The 21,487-nt window shown below is 32.4% G+C and carries 19 protein-coding genes; all 19 read right to left on the bottom strand.

The window, feature by feature from the left end; genetic code table 11:
• Window positions 1-242: PD-(D/E)XK nuclease family transposase (locus tag VIM70_RS07620; protein ID WP_331945147.1), on the bottom strand; the 242-nt coding region annotated here is incomplete at its 3' end.
• A 994-nt stretch (window positions 243-1,236) separates the two neighbouring features.
• Window positions 1,237-2,181, bottom strand: a complete 945-nt coding sequence (locus VIM70_RS07615; RefSeq protein ID WP_331945146.1) for a hypothetical protein — start codon at window positions 2,179-2,181, stop codon at window positions 1,237-1,239.
• A 23-nt stretch (window positions 2,182-2,204) separates the two neighbouring features.
• Window positions 2,205-3,569, bottom strand: coding sequence for a lipopolysaccharide biosynthesis protein (locus VIM70_RS07610; protein ID WP_331945145.1), 1,365 nt, complete (start codon window positions 3,567-3,569; stop codon window positions 2,205-2,207).
• 38 nt (window positions 3,570-3,607) lie between these two features.
• Entirely contained in the window at window positions 3,608-4,432 is an 825-nt protein-coding gene (locus VIM70_RS07605) for a glycosyltransferase family 2 protein (RefSeq protein ID WP_331945144.1), read from the bottom strand.
• A complete protein-coding gene (locus VIM70_RS07600; protein ID WP_331945143.1) occupies window positions 4,422-5,021 on the bottom strand; it encodes a CatB-related O-acetyltransferase in 600 nt (199 codons plus the stop codon). Before VIM70_RS07600 ends, VIM70_RS07605 begins: the two co-directional genes overlap by 11 nt.
• A gap of 77 nt (window positions 5,022-5,098) precedes the next feature.
• Window positions 5,099-5,626 carry an acyltransferase gene (locus VIM70_RS07595; protein ID WP_331945142.1) on the bottom strand — a complete coding sequence of 176 codons (528 nt, stop codon included), beginning with the start codon at window positions 5,624-5,626 and terminating at the stop codon, window positions 5,099-5,101.
• Between the two features lie 40 nt (window positions 5,627-5,666).
• Window positions 5,667-6,956 (bottom strand): O-antigen polymerase, encoded by a 1,290-nt coding sequence (locus tag VIM70_RS07590; RefSeq protein WP_331945141.1) that lies wholly within the window; start codon window positions 6,954-6,956, stop codon window positions 5,667-5,669.
• A gap of 9 nt (window positions 6,957-6,965) precedes the next feature.
• Window positions 6,966-7,754: a glycosyltransferase family 2 protein gene (locus tag VIM70_RS07585; protein WP_331945151.1), complete on the bottom strand. Its 789-nt coding sequence runs from the start codon at window positions 7,752-7,754 to the stop codon at window positions 6,966-6,968.
• Complete coding sequence (locus tag VIM70_RS07580; RefSeq protein WP_331945140.1) at window positions 7,726-8,916, bottom strand: glycosyltransferase family 4 protein; 1,191 nt, start codon at window positions 8,914-8,916, stop codon at window positions 7,726-7,728. The genes VIM70_RS07585 and VIM70_RS07580 overlap by 29 nt, the downstream gene beginning before the upstream one ends.
• A complete protein-coding gene (locus tag VIM70_RS07575) occupies window positions 8,916-10,955 on the bottom strand; it encodes a hypothetical protein (protein WP_331945139.1) in 2,040 nt (679 codons plus the stop codon). The genes VIM70_RS07580 and VIM70_RS07575 overlap by 1 nt, the downstream gene beginning before the upstream one ends.
• A gap of 161 nt (window positions 10,956-11,116) precedes the next feature.
• On the bottom strand, window positions 11,117-11,671 hold the full coding sequence (locus tag VIM70_RS07570) for an acyltransferase (protein WP_331945138.1): 555 nt from the start codon (window positions 11,669-11,671) through the stop codon (window positions 11,117-11,119).
• Window positions 11,672-11,722: 51 nt separating this feature from the next.
• On the bottom strand, window positions 11,723-12,970 hold the full coding sequence (locus VIM70_RS07565) for a glycosyltransferase family 4 protein (RefSeq protein WP_331945137.1): 1,248 nt from the start codon (window positions 12,968-12,970) through the stop codon (window positions 11,723-11,725).
• A 52-nt stretch (window positions 12,971-13,022) separates the two neighbouring features.
• Window positions 13,023-14,369, bottom strand: a complete 1,347-nt coding sequence (locus VIM70_RS07560; protein WP_331945136.1) for a UDP-glucose/GDP-mannose dehydrogenase family protein — start codon at window positions 14,367-14,369, stop codon at window positions 13,023-13,025.
• Between the two features lie 37 nt (window positions 14,370-14,406).
• Window positions 14,407-15,336, bottom strand: coding sequence for a GDP-L-fucose synthase (locus VIM70_RS07555; RefSeq protein ID WP_331945135.1), 930 nt, complete (start codon window positions 15,334-15,336; stop codon window positions 14,407-14,409).
• Window positions 15,337-15,371: 35 nt separating this feature from the next.
• Window positions 15,372-16,454, bottom strand: coding sequence for a GDP-mannose 4,6-dehydratase (gene gmd, locus VIM70_RS07550; RefSeq protein ID WP_331945134.1), 1,083 nt, complete (start codon window positions 16,452-16,454; stop codon window positions 15,372-15,374).
• Between the two features lie 20 nt (window positions 16,455-16,474).
• A complete protein-coding gene (locus tag VIM70_RS07545; protein ID WP_331945133.1) occupies window positions 16,475-17,524 on the bottom strand; it encodes a mannose-1-phosphate guanylyltransferase in 1,050 nt (349 codons plus the stop codon).
• Between the two features lie 39 nt (window positions 17,525-17,563).
• Window positions 17,564-18,232, bottom strand: coding sequence for a sugar transferase (locus VIM70_RS07540; protein ID WP_331945132.1), 669 nt, complete (start codon window positions 18,230-18,232; stop codon window positions 17,564-17,566).
• A gap of 81 nt (window positions 18,233-18,313) precedes the next feature.
• Complete coding sequence (locus tag VIM70_RS07535) at window positions 18,314-20,179, bottom strand: nucleoside-diphosphate sugar epimerase/dehydratase (RefSeq protein ID WP_331945131.1); 1,866 nt, start codon at window positions 20,177-20,179, stop codon at window positions 18,314-18,316.
• A 476-nt stretch (window positions 20,180-20,655) separates the two neighbouring features.
• Window positions 20,656-21,372 carry a CpsD/CapB family tyrosine-protein kinase gene (locus VIM70_RS07530; RefSeq protein WP_331945130.1) on the bottom strand — a complete coding sequence of 239 codons (717 nt, stop codon included), beginning with the start codon at window positions 21,370-21,372 and terminating at the stop codon, window positions 20,656-20,658.
• Between the last annotated feature and the right edge of the window lie 115 nt (window positions 21,373-21,487).

Below are 21,487 nucleotides of genomic sequence, written 5' to 3'. Positions count from 1 at the left end.
TGCACTTCTATTTCAAGTTGTGTACCATCTTTTGTTTTAGCTCTAACATCTATTATTCCTGTCTTATCTCCAATTAATTCAGGTGTTAGCTCTTTATTTTCAACTATTTCAAGTGTTACTAATTTATCTCTATCTTTTTTACTTAAGATTGCATTAAGGAGTGCTATTAAATTATCTTTTGTTTCTTCCTCACCGAAGGTTTTCTTAAAGATGAAGTCATTTAGAGGCTTTAATCTTTCCATATTATCATTCCTTCCTATATTCTTATTTTATCAGAAAATTACATTTTATTCTACTCTACTTTTAAAATATTAAATTAATGTCGTGAAAAGCATCCCCTCACGACAAAAAAACTACCAAAATATAAATTTCAGTAGTTCCACCCTGGCTACCGCCAAGTTTTTTGTTTATATTCTTTTCTAAGTTTCTTAACTTTACTTCCCAACTTCTTCGCCTTGCTATTTGCTAATATTGACGTTCTTGAATAAAATTAAATCAATATAAACTTAATTTTTAAATATATCAATACTATTATTCCATATAACCTTTATTATATTGTATGATCATTCATTTAACGTCATTACTTAGCATACCATTTTATCCCAAGGGTCTGACCCCTTACAGAGTTTGGAAGTGAAACGGACAAGCTGTGTTGCTACTTACACCCTCCCATCTGAACTAGGGATAGGGATTATCTGTTACGAAATTTAAGTACAAGGAAATTATAACCATATGTGACTAAACCCGAAGTGTAGCATTACTGCCAGTGTCTCCGTCTTCACCTATGCTTCGCAACATTACATTACTGCAATGCTGGCAGGAGTATTAGTCAGACTCAGTATCCATAAGATATTAGGCTCTTATACTGGTCTCGAAAATATTAGTTACCAATTGCAGGTTCACAGCAGTGTTCACTCTACTACGAGGGTATTATGCTGTAATTAAGGTCGCACTCGCATCAGATGTTCCATCTTCACCTAGCCTCCGCATACGTTGTTCACGAAACGTTCACAACTCCCGGTGATCGTTGCGAGACCTTGCTTGAGCTTGCTAATATTTTCAAATTAAAATTGAACTATTTGACGATTCCTTTATCTCTCACTTTTCATCCTAACTTTTTCACCTTTAATTCGCATCTGCTGTCACACTTTCGCCAAGCCTACGCATGCCAATTTATGTCTTCCAATATATGGATGAACGTAGTGAATACGTTTATTTGTTTCTAATAAAAAAATATTACCAATAGCAACCGTTTTCCACAGTCTTTGATTTTCCAGGTATATCTTCCGGAGATGGATGCACCCAATATTCATTGAAAAGAGCCTGAAATTGCGGAATATTGTCCCATCTGCTCCCTCTAATTCCGAACAGTATCTGGAGAGCACCGCCCATATGAACCGTTATTTTTCCAGCTTGTTTCAATCTCGCGGCCAAAGGAAAACCATATGCTCCACATCCGATAATCGCGACGTCAAAATCACATTTCATTGCCTCCTTGTACATATAATCAAGCGCATCAAACCAACTTGCAAAACGTTCATCTTTTTCACCTGCAATTGTTTGAACCGCTTTGATTGTAGTCAATTCAAATTCAGGCAAAACATCCGTTTTGTTAGGAAACAGCTTTTCTCTTTTTTCATACTGACTCTCAATTTCTTTAGCAAATGGATGAATAACCAGAACCTTTTTCCCACGTAAAGCACTTGTCCATGGCTGTTCAAAATAATATGGTTCCAAACTTTCTAGCATACACGTCTTTGGAATCGTTTTTTCATATTGTCCAATTATATAATCTTCCATAGGATTAAACCATACGCCTATTAAATCAATTGATTCTATGGCTTGCTCCATTATGTCAACAAATTTGTGTGCTGAATCATAATCTAACGGAAAGAACCCGGACCATGTCCCCAACTGTTGCAAAGCCGCATTTTGCTTCTGGCTATGTTGCTTAGAACTGTTTTCAAACTTCACCATAGTGTTAAGCTCAGTAGCACCAAAACGTCCAGCCATAAATGGTTCTCCATTTTGAATTGCTTCTTTTAATAGGTCATTTCCTTCTTCTGCACTCAAAATTCTTTGCCCAAGATATTTCTTGAAAGCATACTTCCGATGGCTCAGTTTGTTACAAAGCTTCACAGCATTCCATTTAAGCACATACATGAATCGGTTCATCCTCATTTTAATTTTTCCTCCTCATATTTTTACAACCAACTTATTATAAATTTAATTCCAATTGATATTGCACAAACTGAAACGAGCGTACCTATCGATAATTTTGCGTACCTGTTTTTCAAATCGGGGTCAATGCTGAACATGTCGTTATAAAACCAGATATGCATAAAGACATGTAGCAACGCAAAACAAACAAGAGAAATTAGCGGATTATGCCATACTGCGCTGAACCCGTAAAGAACAATCGCATCCGTCACCAACGTCACCATAGCATTCATCATATCTCTCTTTTGCATACCAATGATTGATGGAAACCCACCAAAGCAATGAACCAACAGAAAAAACATATTCCAAACAATCATTATTTGAATATAAGGTCCGCAACCCTCCCAATTGGAACCCAATAAGAGCGGAACCAAAGTATCCCCAAACGCCATAATAATAACTGTAGGAATGCAATAAAGTAACATGATAGTTTTTGCAATTTTGAAAGTAAATTTTCGAGCATCTCCGGATGTCCTTTGTCTTTCGGCAGCATCTTTGAAATACACCCTGGTAATGGATCCACCAATTAGTGATATCGGTATATTCAACAACCTTTGTGTCATTGAATAATAACCAACCACTGATTTTCCAAAAAACATGGAAAGAATTTGTACCGGCAACTGGTTTGCGATACTATTCATCAAAGATGAGGGATATTGAAAAACTATAAAGTCACGGTTCTTTTTCAGCAAATCCTTGCTTGATTGAACCGTCATATGCGTCTTCATAGAACCTTTATGACGCTGCATATGCAAAAGTGTCAACACCTGACTTATTATCGTACCCACGTAAAGCCCGGCATTCTTATAGCCATTCAAGCCAAGAATAATTAAAAGCCCGTTATTTATAAGTGGCGTAAGAATTGGATTTACCAATAGTACATTATACTTTCCCAACCGATTCAGCCATGCATATGTCATATTGGTTGCATTAAGCACATAGGAATGAATAAATAAGAGAAACAGTAACAAATAATAATTCATTTCCACATTGCAAATTTTAAACCATGGTGCAGAAATTGCACATACCCCATAAACAATCGACAAGATTACACCAGAACCATGTATCGCTATTTTGTATAGATCCTTCGCTTCATCATCTGTATCCGCAACCATGATTGCAGATTGTAAACCAAATCCCATAAAGCCAACAACCAGAGTAGCTGTTGATATGAAAAGTGCTAGATTGCCATACTCAGTGACACCATAAATTCTGGTCGAAACCGGTACAAGTAATACAGAGATTGCTTGTCCTGCTATTGTTCCTGTCAACATTTTCGAAATATTCTTAATAAAATTCGAAGTTTTCAATTTTCTAATAATCGAAGTGAATTTTCCCTTTATTTTCATCTCCCCCCTTCAAATATCGATTGAAAACAACTTACATCTTATTGTTTCGAAACAACTGATTTCAATTTTCCTCGAATCTTTCCAGCCAAAACCAGAACACTTTTAAGCTTAACCTGTACTTTTTCACTAGCTGTTAGCTGCTTATAATACATTTGGCATATTGCCGAAACAGTAGCTTTGCTTTCTTGATGTGTTCGTTTGGAAAGGCCATCAGGTGTATTGCGATAGGCCGTCCCATATTCAAATGTGCAATAGAATGGAACAATAAATGAAAGCCGTAACAGCAAATCTAAATCTTCGTAGAAATCCACCTCGTAACAATACAATCCACACTTTTCGATAATTTCCTTTTTAATGCAGTAGTCACGAGGAATATTACTTGCTTTGTTATTTGAGACAAAATCAACTTTGGCATCCCCGTTTACATATTTCCGTCTATTCGTTACAGGTAATTTTTTTTGAGTATTAGTATAATTTACCCTAACAACTTTTGAGTAGGCGACTATATCCGCTCCTCTTTCAGCGTACTGTTTCAATAGAGATATTTCGTTCTCTATTTTCGCTGGGTTATAATAATAGTCATCAGCATCCAAAAATGTCACATATTTACCTAATGCTTGTGAAATGCCAATATTTCTCGCGTTGGATACGCCCCCATTTTTTTGTAACAAAATTGGTTTGACAACATCATAATGCTCTGCCAAACTTCTAATGATATTTGTAGAAGAATCCGTAGAATAGTCATCCACAACAATTACTTCTTTATTTTCATAAGTTTGTTCTATCGCACTCATGACGCATTGTTCCAAAAAATCAACTTTATTGTAGTTCGGAATAATAATTGATATCTTATCATTCTCCATCTTTTTTTACCTCTTGTATTAAAATCTTTATATCTCCAAATTGATCCACGTGTGCCTTGATCCATTTTTCATCTTTGTCCCACCATTGAAGTTGCTGCAAAAACTTAATGTCGTCCTCTGAAAAGCGATATCTTATTATTTTTGCCGGAACCCCGCCAACAATCGCATATGAAGGAATATCATTTGACACAACAGCGCCCGTGGCAACAATTGCTCCATCGCCTATTTCAACGCCATCCAAAATTCTTACATCCGCACCAATCCAAACATCGTTGCCAATTTTAATTGAATAGCCATCATATTTGGGATGAGGTAATTCTTCGAATTTATTGTTGTTTACATATGTAAAACCTGCTTGCTTTCTGGTTGAATAAAAAGCCGGATGGATAGACACAAAATCTTTGGTTGGATGTTTGCCATCAATTGTACGAGTTCTGGGCCCAATGCATGTATATTTACCTATTAATGCGTTATGAACATAAGTTTCCTCTCCACAGTAAGAAGCATAACCAAAAGATAATTTTCTTATATTTGTCCCACTCGCTAAACGGTTGGCACCATAAAATGTACATCCACTTCCGATTGTCACATGTCGTTCAATCAACACACCCTTTTTTTTATAATCGTATACTCGCTTTATCGAAGCGAATTTGAACAGCCACTCCTTCATTTTACGTCTCCTTTTCTAATAAAATGCGCCGGATTTCCTGCCCAAATTTCATTGTCAGGAATATTTTTGGTCACAACAGAACCAGCACCTATAATTGAATATTTTCCAATCGTTACTCCCTTTAGGATAAGTGAATGTGCACCAATAAATGCATTGCTCTTGATCACAATAGATTTGCTTACTGGAACATCAATATCTATCCCTTTTCCTCGAAGAGAATAATCTAACGAATGAAAATCTGTATCGTAGATTTTAACCCCACCTCCAAGAAAAACGTTGTCTTCAATGGTTATTCTTTTATGGCAAAATATTGCAACGTTAGACATACCGACATTATGGCCTATTGTTAATGGAGCATTATTCCGCATAGATATTACAGTATGCTCCATTCCACCAATAGGATTTGCACTTTCACAAGAATTGATACGTACATTATCTCCAATTGTCATCGTTCCATTTCCATGCAAACGCAATCTACCATTGATTTTCAAAGTCTTCCCATAGCGCACTTTTTTGCGTTTCAACAGAAGACAATTCCATAAATTTAGAAAGACATTATAAATACTATACAACAGCTCTTTCATATTGAACCTTCTTATTCTTTAGTTTGAAATGATACAATATATATATTAAGACCACACCATAGGCATAAGCTGGTGTTGAAAAATTGAATCTTATATTTGATGTAAATATGGTGCTGACAAATAGCAAATAAATTGCCATACTACAACTGTCGGTCCTTCTTTTTGCTAAATTATATGCATTTTGGCTCAAAACTCCATAGATTAAATTTCCAAATATTACGCCAAGCATACGCCAATCCAAGTAGAAATAGAAGAACGAAGAAACATAAGCATTGTTACGCTGGCCATCGCCAATAGAAAAAAATACGTTTGTATATTTTGCCAGGGTTAAAAATTGCGGAATAGAATCGATATGTCCAATGCTCTGTAAAACCGTTGTGATTGGCTCTATGAAACCCCGAAGTCCAATTATGCCATATGTAATATCGCCACTATTTTCGGCCAATTTCGTAGTAATTTCCATCAACGGGATGCTGCAAGTATAATCATTATATAAAGCATACCAGAAACCTTGATGTCCTTGACGCTGATTTGTTGTATAAACTAGTGTACTAATAACAGCTATTATAATAACAGCGAAGACTTTCTTCTGTTTTTTTGTCACATGTATTTTTTTTGACATCAGCATCATGCTAATACTAAAGTAAAGAATAAAATCTACAAATTTAATTCTACCTCCATTTATAATCCACTGTGAAAGCAACAAATAAATCGAGACAAACAATGGGAATTTTTTCTTTTTGTTTTTTACAAATTCAATAACTCCAATTGGTATAAGAGTGGTAATTAGTGTCTCATTGATAACATTCTGAATAAAATAGTCTTTTGCATTCGAAATAACTCCCTCACCTACGGTCCAATATGACGCGCGAAGTTCTCCCAAACTAGCCCCACTCATTAATTGAGGAAGAGCCTTAATCAGATTTCTAGTGCACAAAACAATACTTATGATTGCTAATACACTAAATAACTTTTCTTGCAAATCGTTCCGATTTAGGATATATGAAGATTTTGCATTACCGTTTTTGCGAATTTTAATTGTCTTCTCTCCTATTAAAATAGCTCCAAATGCATAACATATAATTCCAACTAGAAATATAAAATACACATGATTTGAAGCCTCGATTTCACCATATAGTCTCAAAGAACCTAATCCGATTATAATAGTCCAAAATGCGCAAAACAGAAAACCTGGATTATAAAAAGTATGATATCTTAAATAGCATAGCAACGCTAAAAAAGCCGCACAAATTACCACTATAACTGACATTCTAATATATCACATCCTTTCGAATTGACTTTTCATTGCCGAAAGCCAATAGTTTACCGGTGTAGCCATTAATAAAAATGATAACCTGTAAATTGGATTCGCATTTGACTTCTTACTCATCAGTTGCTTACCGGTCATTTGTTTTCGTACACGTAAACCAGTAGTATCTTCTTTTACAATATAAGTAAGATCATTAAATGCCCTAATACTATATCCTTTTTTTGAGGCTCTCATTGTCCATTCGTAGTCTGAAAGATAGTGTGGTAGGAGTATTGGATGAAATCCACCTATTTTAATTATATCTGTTGTCCTGCAGAAAAGGCTCCGCGTGGAAACACAGTTTCCACTTAGTGACAAATCCAGAACAGGGTTACCCTTAAATTTTGGAAAATCCCATATAATTGGCAAATCAACTACTTTATGTGTTATGTTTCCAATTCCTACACCACTAATTAAAGTTTTATTAGACGTCTTAAGATACTTCACGCCTTTTTCAATATAATCGCTCTCAAATTCAACATCGTCATTGGAAATCAATACATATTCTTCCTTGTCATTACAACTAGCATCTATCCATTTGTATGCTTTGTGTAAGGCACCACCCCACCACAAATTGCCATTACCTGTGATAATCGTCGAATTTGGGAATCTGGTATTCACCATATCAGCTGTACCATCAGTAGAACCATCGTCCACCAAAATCAGATGAATATCTTTATATGTCTGCCTTAAAAGTTGATCAATTAACTTTTCAGTTATGCTATATCTATTATGTACCGCTGTAATTACATGAATCATCCTCAGCACCTCCTATACTCCTTCTTGCAATTTCTTTATATGAAAACACTTTCATTCCTTTTTCTTGAGCTATAGACTTCATTCGATTATATTGTTGAGGATTGTTTATAATTTGCTCTAATTTCTTTTTAATTTCTTTTACACTATCTTCCTTCAAGAATTCAACATTGCCACCCAAATCTACATGAGTTGTACCCTCCCAGTATTTACAAATCATTGGAATACCTTGCCCAACAACCTGTTCCCAAAATACCGAGTGCCTACCGGGAAACACTGCAAGGTCTGCTGCTGCAAAATAATCATAAGAGTCATTTGATTGTATCCAACCAATATATTGTACTTTAGTTTTATCAGATAACACATTAATCTTGTCCTTAAGTTCTGGTACTACCGAACCAAATACAATTAATTTGACCCTTTCATTTTGAATATTCTTTACAGCTTGCATTAATAAAAGTGTCTGTATTTTAAATAAGTCTATTTTCCCACCTGTAATGATAAGAAAATCATTATCACATATATTAAAACTAGTTCTAATTTTTTTTCTTACTTCTAGTCTTTTAGCCTGTAGTACTCTCTCATCATCACTTCCCATAACTAATAATTCACATTTCTCAGCTGGAAGTTTATAAATATTTTTAAGGAAATCAACCCTTGCAGGAAGTACTCCATAAAATTTTATTGTATATGGTTCAATTAACTGTGCACAACGCTTCCACAAAATTTTATGTAATATATTTTTAGACAACCAATTTGTAGCACTATTAGAGAAATCCGCATGATTATCTATATAGACTTTTACTTCAATATTTTTTTTTAAATAATTAACTACTTTATCAATATCAGGGAATTGACAACCATGTATAAATATAATACCAGGATGCTCTACCTCCAACGCCTCTCTTAAACCATAAAACCGTTTATATTTTTTATTGAAATCGTCTTTTCCACGCATTTTCAATCGAATCATTTTTACACCGTCATCATTGACATAATCATTTTTTTCAAAAGGTTTTAAAATACCTTTTGTATTGTATTCCCATTGAGAAGCAATAAACGTCACATGATATCCTAATTTTACATGATATTTAGACAACAAATTATCCTGATAAGAAAAGTTATCAGTTACCACTCCAGATAAACAAATGTGAACAACTTTCATTATGTCACCCCTTTCTTCTTTTTTTCTATTAATTCTAGTATGTCAAAAATAAATAAGGATATCGGTGCAAAAGTATATAACAAGGAATTGAATACTTTTAGTCCAAGTCGATTTAAAGCTACAGCGACCCAATGGGTATTTTGCTTTCTAATCAATCTACCACAGCTTAAAATCAACTTTGAAAAATTAAGTAAAACTGATCGTTTCTTTACGTCAGGACTATCATACGATACGTAAGCAGCAAAATTATCAACAAAAGGGATTTGGACATACATAGACATTTCTTCCAATGTAGGATTAAAAATAAATCTTCGATATTGTTTTAAAAATAGCTTATAATAATCTTTTTTAACAAACATTGTTTGAGAATAAGCACCACATATTTCCCTCATTGCATCTTCTATATTCTGCCGAATTGGCAATGTAACCTCTCTATATGCCTTTTCCTCACTTGCTATAGACGTATACGTTGGGACTACAACTTCACCTTCCATAATATAGTCATTTATGGAACCATGTGATGCCAATGATATCATTTCAAGAACTGCAGAATTATAGGCAAAATAGTTTTTTTTTCTATTACTATTATTTTTATCGTATAAAACTCCAATCTTTTTATTCGTAGAATTCATTGTTTTAGGGTTGGCATACGAAAACATATAATAACCATGTATTGCGACTTCATTAGAAAGAATTCTCTTTATATTCTCTTGTGCTGTTCCGCTATAACCAACATCAACAATACAAAGCCCTTTTGACCGATAATCTACGTTAAAGCTATCAAGATACTTAATGAATAATTTTCGTTGTTGCTTTGCACGTAGCGTACATTCCTTCTGAAAAACTTCTGATTCTAATACTTCATCATATATACTACTGTTTTTGAAATCGCTAATCACCTCTTTCGATATAAGAATGTCTTGAAATTCCGCAACTATTACGTCATTTTCTTCTAGCCCTAAATTTTTCAAGAAAGCCTCTAATGTGATATCAGGATAATTCTTATATATTTCCCGAAAGCTATCCTCTTTAATATCAAAGATTGATGCAATTAATGTTGAATGTCTCGAAACTTTAAGATAATATGTATTAATTTTTTCCTGCCCATTCGTAATAACAATTTCTTGATATACATCAAATAATCGTTTAAATAGCTCTCCTTCCCTTGATAAAAAAAATACATCTTTTCTATTTTCTCTAAGCAACTGCTTATATAAATTATCAACAAAAGAGAACATACAAAAGGCAACATGAGAAAAAGGTATTTTTCTTTTTTGCACCCACTCTTCTTTTAAAAGCAAATCTAAAATTATTCTGTTTTTCTGAAACTCTTCCTCAAAAGCTTTATATCTTTCATGATACTGAGAACTATCAACATAATAAGAATTCAAACCTTTGAGTCTTGCATTTTTATAATCGCTTGTCTTTGAGTCTCCAATCATTAATACTTTATCTGGTATAATTTTTAATTTTTCTAAAACGCATTGATACAAATTGCCAGTAATCTTTGTTTTACAGAAATCACTGGAAGAAAATATCTGATTTTCTTTAATATCTAATCCTTTTGCTATAAACAATTTACACAAAACACTTCCATTCAGATAGAAATCTGAAATAAAAACAATTTGCATATCCATACAAAGTAATTTAAGATATAATTGCAGAAATTTCTCATCAATATATCCAACTTTTTTTTCTACCTCCAATTCAAAATCAATACACCTGGCATTAAATTCCTCATATGAATCCTGTATACCCATGAATTTATATATTCTCATTGTCATTTGATCATATCTACATTCCTTATCAAGCCCTTTTCTCACATTATCCAATTTTGCAAAGCGTCTTGCATTTAGTTTCAGTAATACCAAGTGACTAATACTCATATTTAAATCATAATAATCTATTAGCCGCTTTGCCCACATTCTAACAACATGATCTGGAGATACTTCCCTATGAATTACTGTATCAAATATATCAAATGCGATTACAGTAGCTTTCATCTTCTCTATAGTTTCTAAAATTCTATTTGTATTCAAATCAATCACCCTCATTTTACATTATTTGTGAGCTCAGCTTTTCAAACTAAAATTTTCTGCTATAGTAGAGTTATATATGTGTTAATATTCTTTATAACCCATGAATCGGTGGTTGAAATTATAAACAAAACATATTTATTATTTAACATATTTTATCTGTCTCACAGTCTCTTTATTACTCTAGCCGGATTTCCAGCAACGACACTATTTCCTTCAAACTTACCACAAACTACTGCACCCGCTCCAACTACACATCCATCCCCAATTTTACTTCCCTTAAGTATCAGTGTATTACATCCAATAAAACAATTTCTTCCAATAAAGATTTCCTTGCTTCTTATCATATTCTTATCGTCCCTATTCCTTGCCTCAACCTCTAAAGGATGAAAATCATTATCTAATATCTTCACATTCCCACCAATCAAAGTATTATCTCCTATAGTTATACCTTTTCTAGCATATATTGTAACTCCAGAAATACCTACATTATTTCCTATATGTATCTTTGCCTCTTCTGTTCTTGTAACAATTATAGTTCTATGGTTTATCCCTATTAAATTAGAAAGAAAACTGCTTTTTATACTGCAATTTTCTCCAATCTTTAACACTGATCCCTTTTTCTTAAATATTACTGGCACTCCAAATAAATTTAAATTTTTACCAAAACTTACCTTATTTAATTTCATAAATATTTTATAATAATTACTTTTAAACATTACTACTCCCCTAAATACTTACTTTTTATTAATTTTCATATGTATTACTACCTAATCTTCACAAAGAATTTCCCTACTATACTTCACTATTGCAACATCCTTCTTTATGTACTTATCAACATATTCTTTACCTTGAATTCCAAGTGTCTTATATTCATCAATATTATCAATAATTTTCTTTAGTTCATCATAAATTAAATTGTACTTCCCTGGTTCAATACATACTCCGCATCCGCATTCTTCTATAATTAACCTAGCTTCTGAACCTTCATCCAAAACTCCAAATACAGTTTTACCAGCAGCCATTACTCCATAAAGTTTACTAGGTACTGATACTCCCTTTATCCCTTTAGCATTAACTACTAAATGTACATCTCCTGCATTTAAAGAATAAATTAAATTTGCTTTATCTTGATAAGGTATGAATTTAACATTATCTAGTTTATTTTCATTTACATAATTTTCTATATCCTGCTTTACACTTCCAGCTCCTATGAAAGCGAAGGCTACATCATCTCTACCACTAAACCTAGCAATAACCTTTATTAAGTTTTCTAAATCATAATATAACCCTATGTTTCCAGAATACATAATTACAGTTTTATTTTCCAAACCATATTTCTTTTTAAAAACTAATACTTTTTCATTATTATCCGATAAAGAATAAATCTCTTTTTCATCAATCCAGTTATTTATAAAAACATTCTTAGGCACTTTTTTATTTTTAAACCTATTCCTTAAGGTTTCCTGCATATCTCTTCCCACAAGAATCACCTTATCAGCTCTCTTGCAAGAAAACTTATCTACCGCCATAGCAACATTAAGTATAATTTTATTTTTACTATATCCAACTGCCATAGTCTGCTCAGGATTAAAATCCTGAATGTTATAAATAAACTTTGCTCTCTTTACAATCTTTCCAATTACCCCGAGAACTCCACCTAAAATTGGAGGCTGAGAAACACTAAATATTATATCCTGTTCCCCAACTTTAAAAGTAGCATAAATAGCATTGAAAAAATAAGCTAATATGTTTTTAATCCTACTTATTTTGTTCTTCTTATCAAACTCTGGCACTCTAACTCTTATAACTTTTATATTAGCATATCTCTCTATAAATATCTTATTTTTCTTATACTTTTCATCTACTTTGCCATTGTAACTAGGAACCACACATATAACAGTTATATCAAATTCATCTTGCAACCCCTCACATAACTCAGTTAAAATCTGTCCTGTAGATGCTACATCTGGATAAAAGTAATGAGCATAAACTAATAATTTCTTTTTGTTTTTCATATTTCATTCCTTTTCTCAAAGTTAAGTTTTTATACATTAACCTAATAATCTTTTATTTACTAGCAGCCACTTCTCCTATAGCCATATCAACAATATTCAAAACTTCTTTTCTTCCCACAGAGTAATAATCTACCTGATATTTTTCCGCCGCTTCTATAGAGTAACAATTTCTTCCATCATATATTATAGGTGTTTTCATAAGACGTTTATAATCAGCTAAAGCAATTGATGTTATCTCTTTCCACTCAGTAAATATAAATGCAATATCTGCATCTTTTAATGCGTCTTGTGGATTGTTCACATAATTTATTCCTGTTGGGTACAATTTTTTAAAATTGTTTATACCTATAGGATCATAGGCTATTATTTCTGTCCCTTCATCTAATAACCTTCTTACATTTGGTATAGAAGGAGCTTCTCTTAAATCATCAGTTCCAGGCTTAAATGTTAAACCAAGAATAGCTACCTTCATTCCTCTTAAACTACCAAATCTTTGTTTAGCTTTTCTAAACAACTTGTATTTCTGATTTTGATTAACCTCAATAGCAGCTTTTATAGTTTTAATTTCATAACCATGATCATTAGCTAACCAATGAAGTGCTTTTGTATCTTTTGGAAAACATGAACCACCATAACCTATCCCAGCATTCAAAAACTTATCTCCTATTCTAGGGTCATAACTCATTCCTTTGGCAACATCTTCTACATCTGCACCAACAATTTCACAAAAATTAGCTATTTCATTCATGTAAGATATTTTAAGTGCTAAGAAATCGTTTGATGCATATTTTATCATTTCAGCACTTCTTCTTTTTGTTATAACTAGTGGTTGATTAAAAGGTTCATAAATTTGAGTCAATATATTCTGAGCATTTTCTGTTTCCACACCAATTACAATTCTACTAGCATGTAGGGTATCTTTAACCGCAGTGCCTTGTGACAAAAATTCAGGATTTGAAGCCACTTCAACATTTACATCATTCACTAAATTTTCTTTTATAATTTCTTCAATTCTATCATTAGTTCCAATTGGCACTGTAGATTTTAATACAACTAAACAGTCTTTTTCTACGTTTTCAGCTATTTGCTTAACTACAGCAAATACATAATCTAAATTTGCTGATCCATCAATTCTTTCTGGTGTTCCAACTCCTATAAAAATTACATCTACATCTTTATAAGCCTTTTCATAATCAGTAGTGAAATCTAATTTTTTAGCTTCATAATTCTTTTTTAATAATTCTTCTAAACCAGGTTCATATATAGGTGAAATTCCTTTTTTCATCATGTTAACCTTATTTTCATCTATATCTACACAAGTAACTTTATGTCCAACCTCTGATAAACAAACACCTGTTACTAGACCTACATATCCTGTACCAGCTACAACTATTTCCATTTATATTTCACCACTTTCACTAATTCATACAAATTAACTATTTATAATTCTCCCTAAACCACTCATAACTCATCTTAACCCCATCTTCAAGATCAACCTTATACTTCCATCCAGTCCCCTCAAGCTTACTAACATCTAATAACTTTCTCTTAGTGCCATCCGGCTTCTCAATATTAAACTTAAGCTCACCGTTAAATCCAACAATGTCCTTTACCATCTCAGCCAATTGTCCTATAGTAAGTTCTTTTCCAGTACCTACATTTACATGCTCTTCACCATCATAATTTTCCATCAAATACACACAAGCATCTGCCATATCATCTACATATAAAAACTCTCTAAGTGGATTTCCAGTTCCCCATACTTCAACTACTGGCTCGTTATTAACTTTAGCTTCATGAAATTTTCTAATAAGTGCAGGCATAACATGTGAATTATTCAAGTCGTAATTATCATTAGGTCCATAAAGATTAGTTGGCATACAGCTTATAAAATTATCACCATACTCTCTTTTGAAAAATTGACACATTTTAAGTCCTGCAATTTTAGCTATTGCGTATCCTTCATTTGTTGGTTCAAGATATCCTGAAAGTAAATATTCCTCTTTAATTGGTTGAGGACAATTCTTGGGATATATACAAGAACTTCCTAAAAACAAAAGTTTTGTAACCTTGGAATCATGTGCTGCTTTAATAATATTATTTTGCATTTCCATATTCTCATATATAAAATCAGCTGGATATGTACTGTTAGCTCCTATTCCACCAACTTTTGCAGCAGCCTGAAAAACATATTCCGGTTTTTCTTTTTCAAAAAAGTTTCTAACCTCCTGCTGATTCATTAAATCTAATTCATTATGTGTTTTCCCTATTATGTTTGTATATCCTTTTTCTTTAAGATTACGAACTATAGCTGAACCTACGAGTCCTCTATGACCAGCTACATAAATTTTACTATCTTTATTCATACTAGCACTTCCTTATTTAGTTATAGCGGCTTTCGCTATCTAGTTACGGCTGCTTCTTTCTTAGCTATAAATTCAGCTGAACTAATCCCAGCTATTTCTCTCATATCAGCATCTACCATCATCTTAACAAGTTCTTTAAAACTAACTTTTCTTTCCCATCCAAGTTCTGTTTCAGCCTTTGTACAATCTCCCCAAAGTAGTTCAACTTCTGCTGGTCTGAAATATCTTGGATTTATATCAACGTAAAGATTTCCTGTTGCCTTATCGTATCCTTTTTCTTCTACTCCTGTGCCTTTCCACTCTATATCTATTTGAATTTCTTTAAACGCTAACTCTACAAATTCTCTAACAGTATGGGTCTCATTTGTTGCAATAACACAATCTTTTGGTTTATCTTGTTGAAGTAATAACCACATAGCTTCTACATAATCACCGGCATAGCCCCAATCTCTTTTTGCATCCATATTACCAAGTGATAATTTTCCTTGTTTTCCTGCCATAATGCTAGCAACTGCTCTAGTTACTTTTCTAGTAACAAAAGTTTCTCCACGCCTTGGAGATTCATGATTAAATAATATTCCATTACATGCAAATAAGTCATAGGATTCTCTGTAGTTTACAGTTATCCAATAAGAGTATAACTTTGCTACTCCATAAGGGCTTTTTGGATAAAAAGGTGTTTTTTCACTTTGTGGTGCTGTGCCAGGTAATCCTCCAAAAAGTTCAGAGGTTGATGCTTGATAAAATTTACATTTTAATCCGCTTTCTTTTATGGCATCTAATAATCTAAGAGTTCCCATACCATCTGTATCTGCAGTATATTCAGGCACTTCAAAGGAAACCTGAACATGACTTTGGGCACCCAAATTGTATATTTCATCTGGTCTAACTTTTTCTATTATTCTATTTAAATTACTTGAATCTGTTAAATCTCCATGATGAAGAAATAACGATACATTCCCTATTTTAGGATCTTCAAATAAATGATCTATTCTTTTTGTATTAAAAGAGCTAGCTCTTCTAATTATACCGTGTACTTCATACCCTTTTTCTAGTAATAATTCTGTTAAATAAGATCCATCTTGTCCTGTTATGCCTGTTATTAATGCTTTTTTCATGTGTAATACTCCCCTTTATGTTAACTAATTCTATTCTTAAGCTCCCTTATACTCTCAATACCATCTTTCTTACCCACAAATATCATGTCATCTGATTCAACTACATATATATCTTTAAGGCCTGAAATAACTATAGGTTTACCATTACTAATAATAATATTATTGCTACAATCAAAGTTTTTTACATTTCCCATAGAAACATTGTTAAAGCTGTCTTTCTCCCTATATCTTCCAACAGCTTCCCAGCTTCCTACATCATCCCATCCAAAATCCCCTGGAATAACGTATATGTTTTTTGCTTTCTCCATAATTCCAAAATCAACAGATATACTATCTACATTATTATATTTTTCTTTTAATACTCTACTATAATCTTCTTCGCATGTAGCCGCTATTTCACTTAATACTTCAAAAGTATTTATTAGATACCGCTCTGTAAGTTTTAAAATGTTGGTAGCCTTCCAGATAAACATACCACCATTCCAAAGGTATTTTCCATCTTTTAAATATTCTTCGGCCTTATATATATCTGGCTTTTCTACAAACCTATTAACTTCAAGTACCTCGTTTCCATTTATATCGCAATTTATATTGCCGTAGTTTATATATCCATAACCTATTTCTGGTCTATCAGGTTTCATACCTATAGTTACTATTGCCTCGCAATTATTTTCCACAAATTCATCAGCTGAATTTAATATTTCCAAGAAATTATCTTCATCTTTAATAAGATGGTCTGATGGCAATACAGCTATTGTAGCATCTTCATATATCTTGTTAATATGAAAAGCCGAAAGTGCTATGCAAGGAGCTGTATTCTTCCCTACTGGCTCTGTGATAATGTTTTGATGAGGCAAATTAGGTAACTGTTCCTTAACTAAGTCCATATATCTCATACCTGTTACTATAAATATTCTTTCTATAGGAATAAGTTTTTCTAATCTTTTCACACTCATTTGAATCATTGTATCTTCACTAACAAGCTTTAAAAACTGTTTTGGTTTTTCCTCCGTAGATAAAGGCCAAAATCTAGTTCCCTTTCCACCTGCCATTATTAAAGCGCATAACATAATTGTCCCCCCCAATACCATTTCGTAATTACTCGAATTCTACCTTGCCCCTTTATCACCAAACAGTACTTTAAACGTTTTGAATATAAGCCTTATATCTATAAATGTATTTCTTTCTTCTATATACTCAACATCCATTTCCATCCACTCTTCAAAACCAATCTCACTTCTACCCCGAACCTGCCAATAACACGTTAAACCTGGTTTCGCAATTAGCCTTTGTTTCTGGAAAGATGTAAACTCTGCTACTTCTTTTGGTAGACTTGGTCTTGGTCCTACTAAGGACATTTCTCCCTTTAATATATTAATAAGTTGAGGTAATTCATCTATACTTGTCTTTCTTATAAACTTTCCTATTTTAGTCACTCTTGGATCTTCTTTTAATTTAAACATAGGTCCTGACATTTCATTTCTTTCTCTTAGCTTGTCCAAAAGACATTCTGCGTTTGTACACATAGATCTAAATTTATACATTCTAAATTGTAGGCCATCTTGTCCAATTCTATCTTGGGTAAAAAAAACGGGTCCCTTTGAATCGTGCTTAATCCAAATACCAACAACAATTAGCACTGGGCTTAGAAATAAAATCCCACATAAAGCACCAATAATATCAATTATCCTTTTGATCATAAAATAACCTATGTTTTTCTCATACTCTCTGACAATTTCCAATGGTGTCACTGCTGAATTCCTTTCTAATTGTTGCATTTATAGTTCCCCCCTATTAAATAGCAATCAAATTTATATCCCAATATTTAATTTCATTTTTCTATTAACCTTAACTTAACTTTAAGAGCTTACTGCTACTTCCTCCCTTATACTTCTCTGATATGTTGGCACAATCTCCGTAATTTTACTAATTAATGCTCCAACATCATTTCTATTAATAATTCCTTCAAGTTCCCTCATCTTCTCCTTGATCTCACCTAAATCACTAAACGTCGGTCTCCCAACAAATATCTTTTCATGTTTAGTATTAATAAGTCCTTCTTCACTCATCAATAGTTCTTCATAAAGTTTTTCTCCCGGTCGAAGTCCTGTGATTTCTATTTTAATATCTTTATTAGGCTTAAACCCTGAAAGTTTTATTAAGTCCCAAGCTAAATCATATATCTTGACAGGTTGTCCCATATCAAGCACGAATATTTCTCCACCCTGGGCATAAGCACCAGATTGAAGCACTAATTGTGCAGCTTCGGGTATTGTCATAAAAAATCTTGTTATATATTTATTAGTAAGTGTAACTGGTCCACCATGAGCTATTTGCTTTTTAAATAGTGGTATAACTGAACCATTACTTCCTAGTACATTTCCAAATCTCACTGCTACAAAATGTGTTTTACTTATTTTATCCATAGATTGTATAATCATTTCACACATTCTCTTAGTTGCACCCATAACATTAGTTGGGTTTACTGCTTTATCTGTAGATATCATAACGAATCTTTCAACATTAAATCTATGTGCACAATCTGCCACATTATATGTACCAAATACATTGTTTTTTATAGCTTCCATTGGGCTATCTTCCATTAATGGAACATGTTTATGTGCAGCGGCATGGAAAACTATATTTGGTGAATACTTTTCAAATACTTTTTCTAATCTCTGTTTATCTCTAACAGAACCTATTAATACTTTTAAATCTAATTTTGGATATTTATACTGGAGTTCCATTTGCAGATCATAAGCATTGTTTTCATATATGTCAAAAACAATTAATTGTTTTGGCTCGAATTTTAAAATTTGACGACAAAGCTCTGAACCAATAGACCCACCGCCCCCTGTAACCAATATAGTTTTATTATGAATATAACTTTCGATGCCTTTCATATCTAGTAATACTGCTTCACGTCCTAATAAATCTTCAATTTCAACTTTTCTAATTTGATTTAAGGAAACTTTCCCGTTTATAATTTCATACATACCTGGGATAATTTCTATTTTACAATTAGTTTTTTTACATATTTCAAGTATTTGTTTTTTATCCTCGTCACTTATTGTTGGTATAGCTATAAGTATTGTTTGAATATTTTTTTCTTTTGCAATTTTTGGAATATCATGTCGATCTCCAAGTATCTTTACTCCCACAATATTGTTTCCTTTTTTATAAACTTCATCATCAATTACAACTATCGGTAAATACTTACTTTGGCTACTTCTTTTCATTTCTTTTATAACCATAGCTGCCGCTGACCCTGCACCAATTATCATTACCCTTGATTGAATAATTGTACTGGCATTACAATTTACCATACTTTCAAATCTACCATAAATTCTAAAGGACATTCTAACACCAACTATAAAAATAATTGAAAAAGTACAGGCTATTATACTTACTCCATAAGCGAAGGGATGTCCAATAATTCTAACAAAACCAATCATAGCAATATTAGCAGTTAGACATGCACCAATAACTAACATAAATTCATCTACACTTGCATAACTCCAAAGGCTTTCATAAAGCTTGAAGAGATAAAAACAAGTTATATAGATAACTGTTACAATTATCGCTATTTCTTTGTAGTCATTTGAATAAAACTTGAAACTTTTATAATTATATCTAAAATAGAAAGCTAATATATATGCTAAGTTTATTAATACAACATCACTTAATATTAATATTGCTTTTTTCCATTTTCCTAAAGCTTTCATTTTATCCCCCGCTTTTTAAATGTGTATATTTCTTTAACTTTATTATACAAGTTCGACAATTTTATGGCAAATTTTCCAGTTACCAGTTTATCGTATTATTAACCATTTGCTCCAAAATACTTTAAAATGCTCATTATCTTACATTTTGAAAATTCTTTTCTTAATACTTTGTTAACATTTAAACGATGTATATTACGACTTCATGGTTCTACATCTGTCGTCATAAAATGTTTTTTTTGTGGTTACTTTACTTTATATATAATGAAACATAATGATTTTATTTTTTATATTTTAAGTAATTCAAAATTCTATTCAATAATAAATTCAATGTATTTTATACATATAATTTTGTTTTCACTAAATATTTATGGAGTTCGTTATATTTATAAAATTTTTCCATGAATAGTCTTAAACAAAATGATAACCATAATTACTTATCCAGTTTCAGATAAAAATTATGGTTTAAAAGAATTTTATTATTTTGCTTTCTTTCTGCCACTATTCCCTTTACTGGTTTCACCATACTCATATTGATAATGATAATAACCTTTCTTTTTAGAATCAACTTTATTAAGTACAGTCCCTAATATTTTCGCATTTACCTTCTCAAGGAGTCCTTTAGCTTTAATAACTAAATCACGTTCTGCCTCCCCTGAACAAATAACTAAAAGGCAGCCATCCGTATACTGGGCAAGAATTTGTGCATCCGTAACCATTACTATAGGAGGAGTATCTAGAATTATAAAATCATAGCTTTTCTTTAATTCCTCAATAAAATTTTTCATTTTTGTGGAGCCTAATAGCTCAGCTGGATTTGGAGGCCTTGTGCCTGAAGATAAAACGAAAAGATTTGGTTGTATCGTTTCATGAATACCTATATTTGTATCTATTTCATTTTCATTTACCAAAATATTAGACAATCCCTTTTCGTTAGAAAATCCAAAAACCTTATGTACCTGTGGTTTTCTTTGATCGCAATCTATTAATAAAGTCTTGTTTCCACTTTGGGCCATAACCATAGCTAAATTTGAAGAGGTAGTAGTTTTACCCTCTCCTGGTCCTGAACTTGTTACCAATAGGGTCTTAATCTTTTTATCAAAGGAAGAAAATTGGATATTGGTCCTAAGGGTTCTATATGTCTCCGAAATTGGTGAATTAGGTTCTTTAAATGTTATTAAATCTAAACCTGTCATTTGATTCACTACCTTTACCAATTATTTTTTAAGTGAACAATTACTTGTAAGTGAACAATTCATTTATAAGTGAACAATTATTTATAAGTGACCAATCAATTCATGTATTCTATAC

The sequence above is a fragment of the Clostridium sp. genome, from assembly GCF_036569345.1.
GTDB lineage: Bacteria > Bacillota > Clostridia > Clostridiales > Clostridiaceae > Clostridium_AD.
The sequence above is the reverse complement of the archived record's forward strand: the minus strand, read 5'-3'. Positions and strand labels throughout refer to the sequence as shown.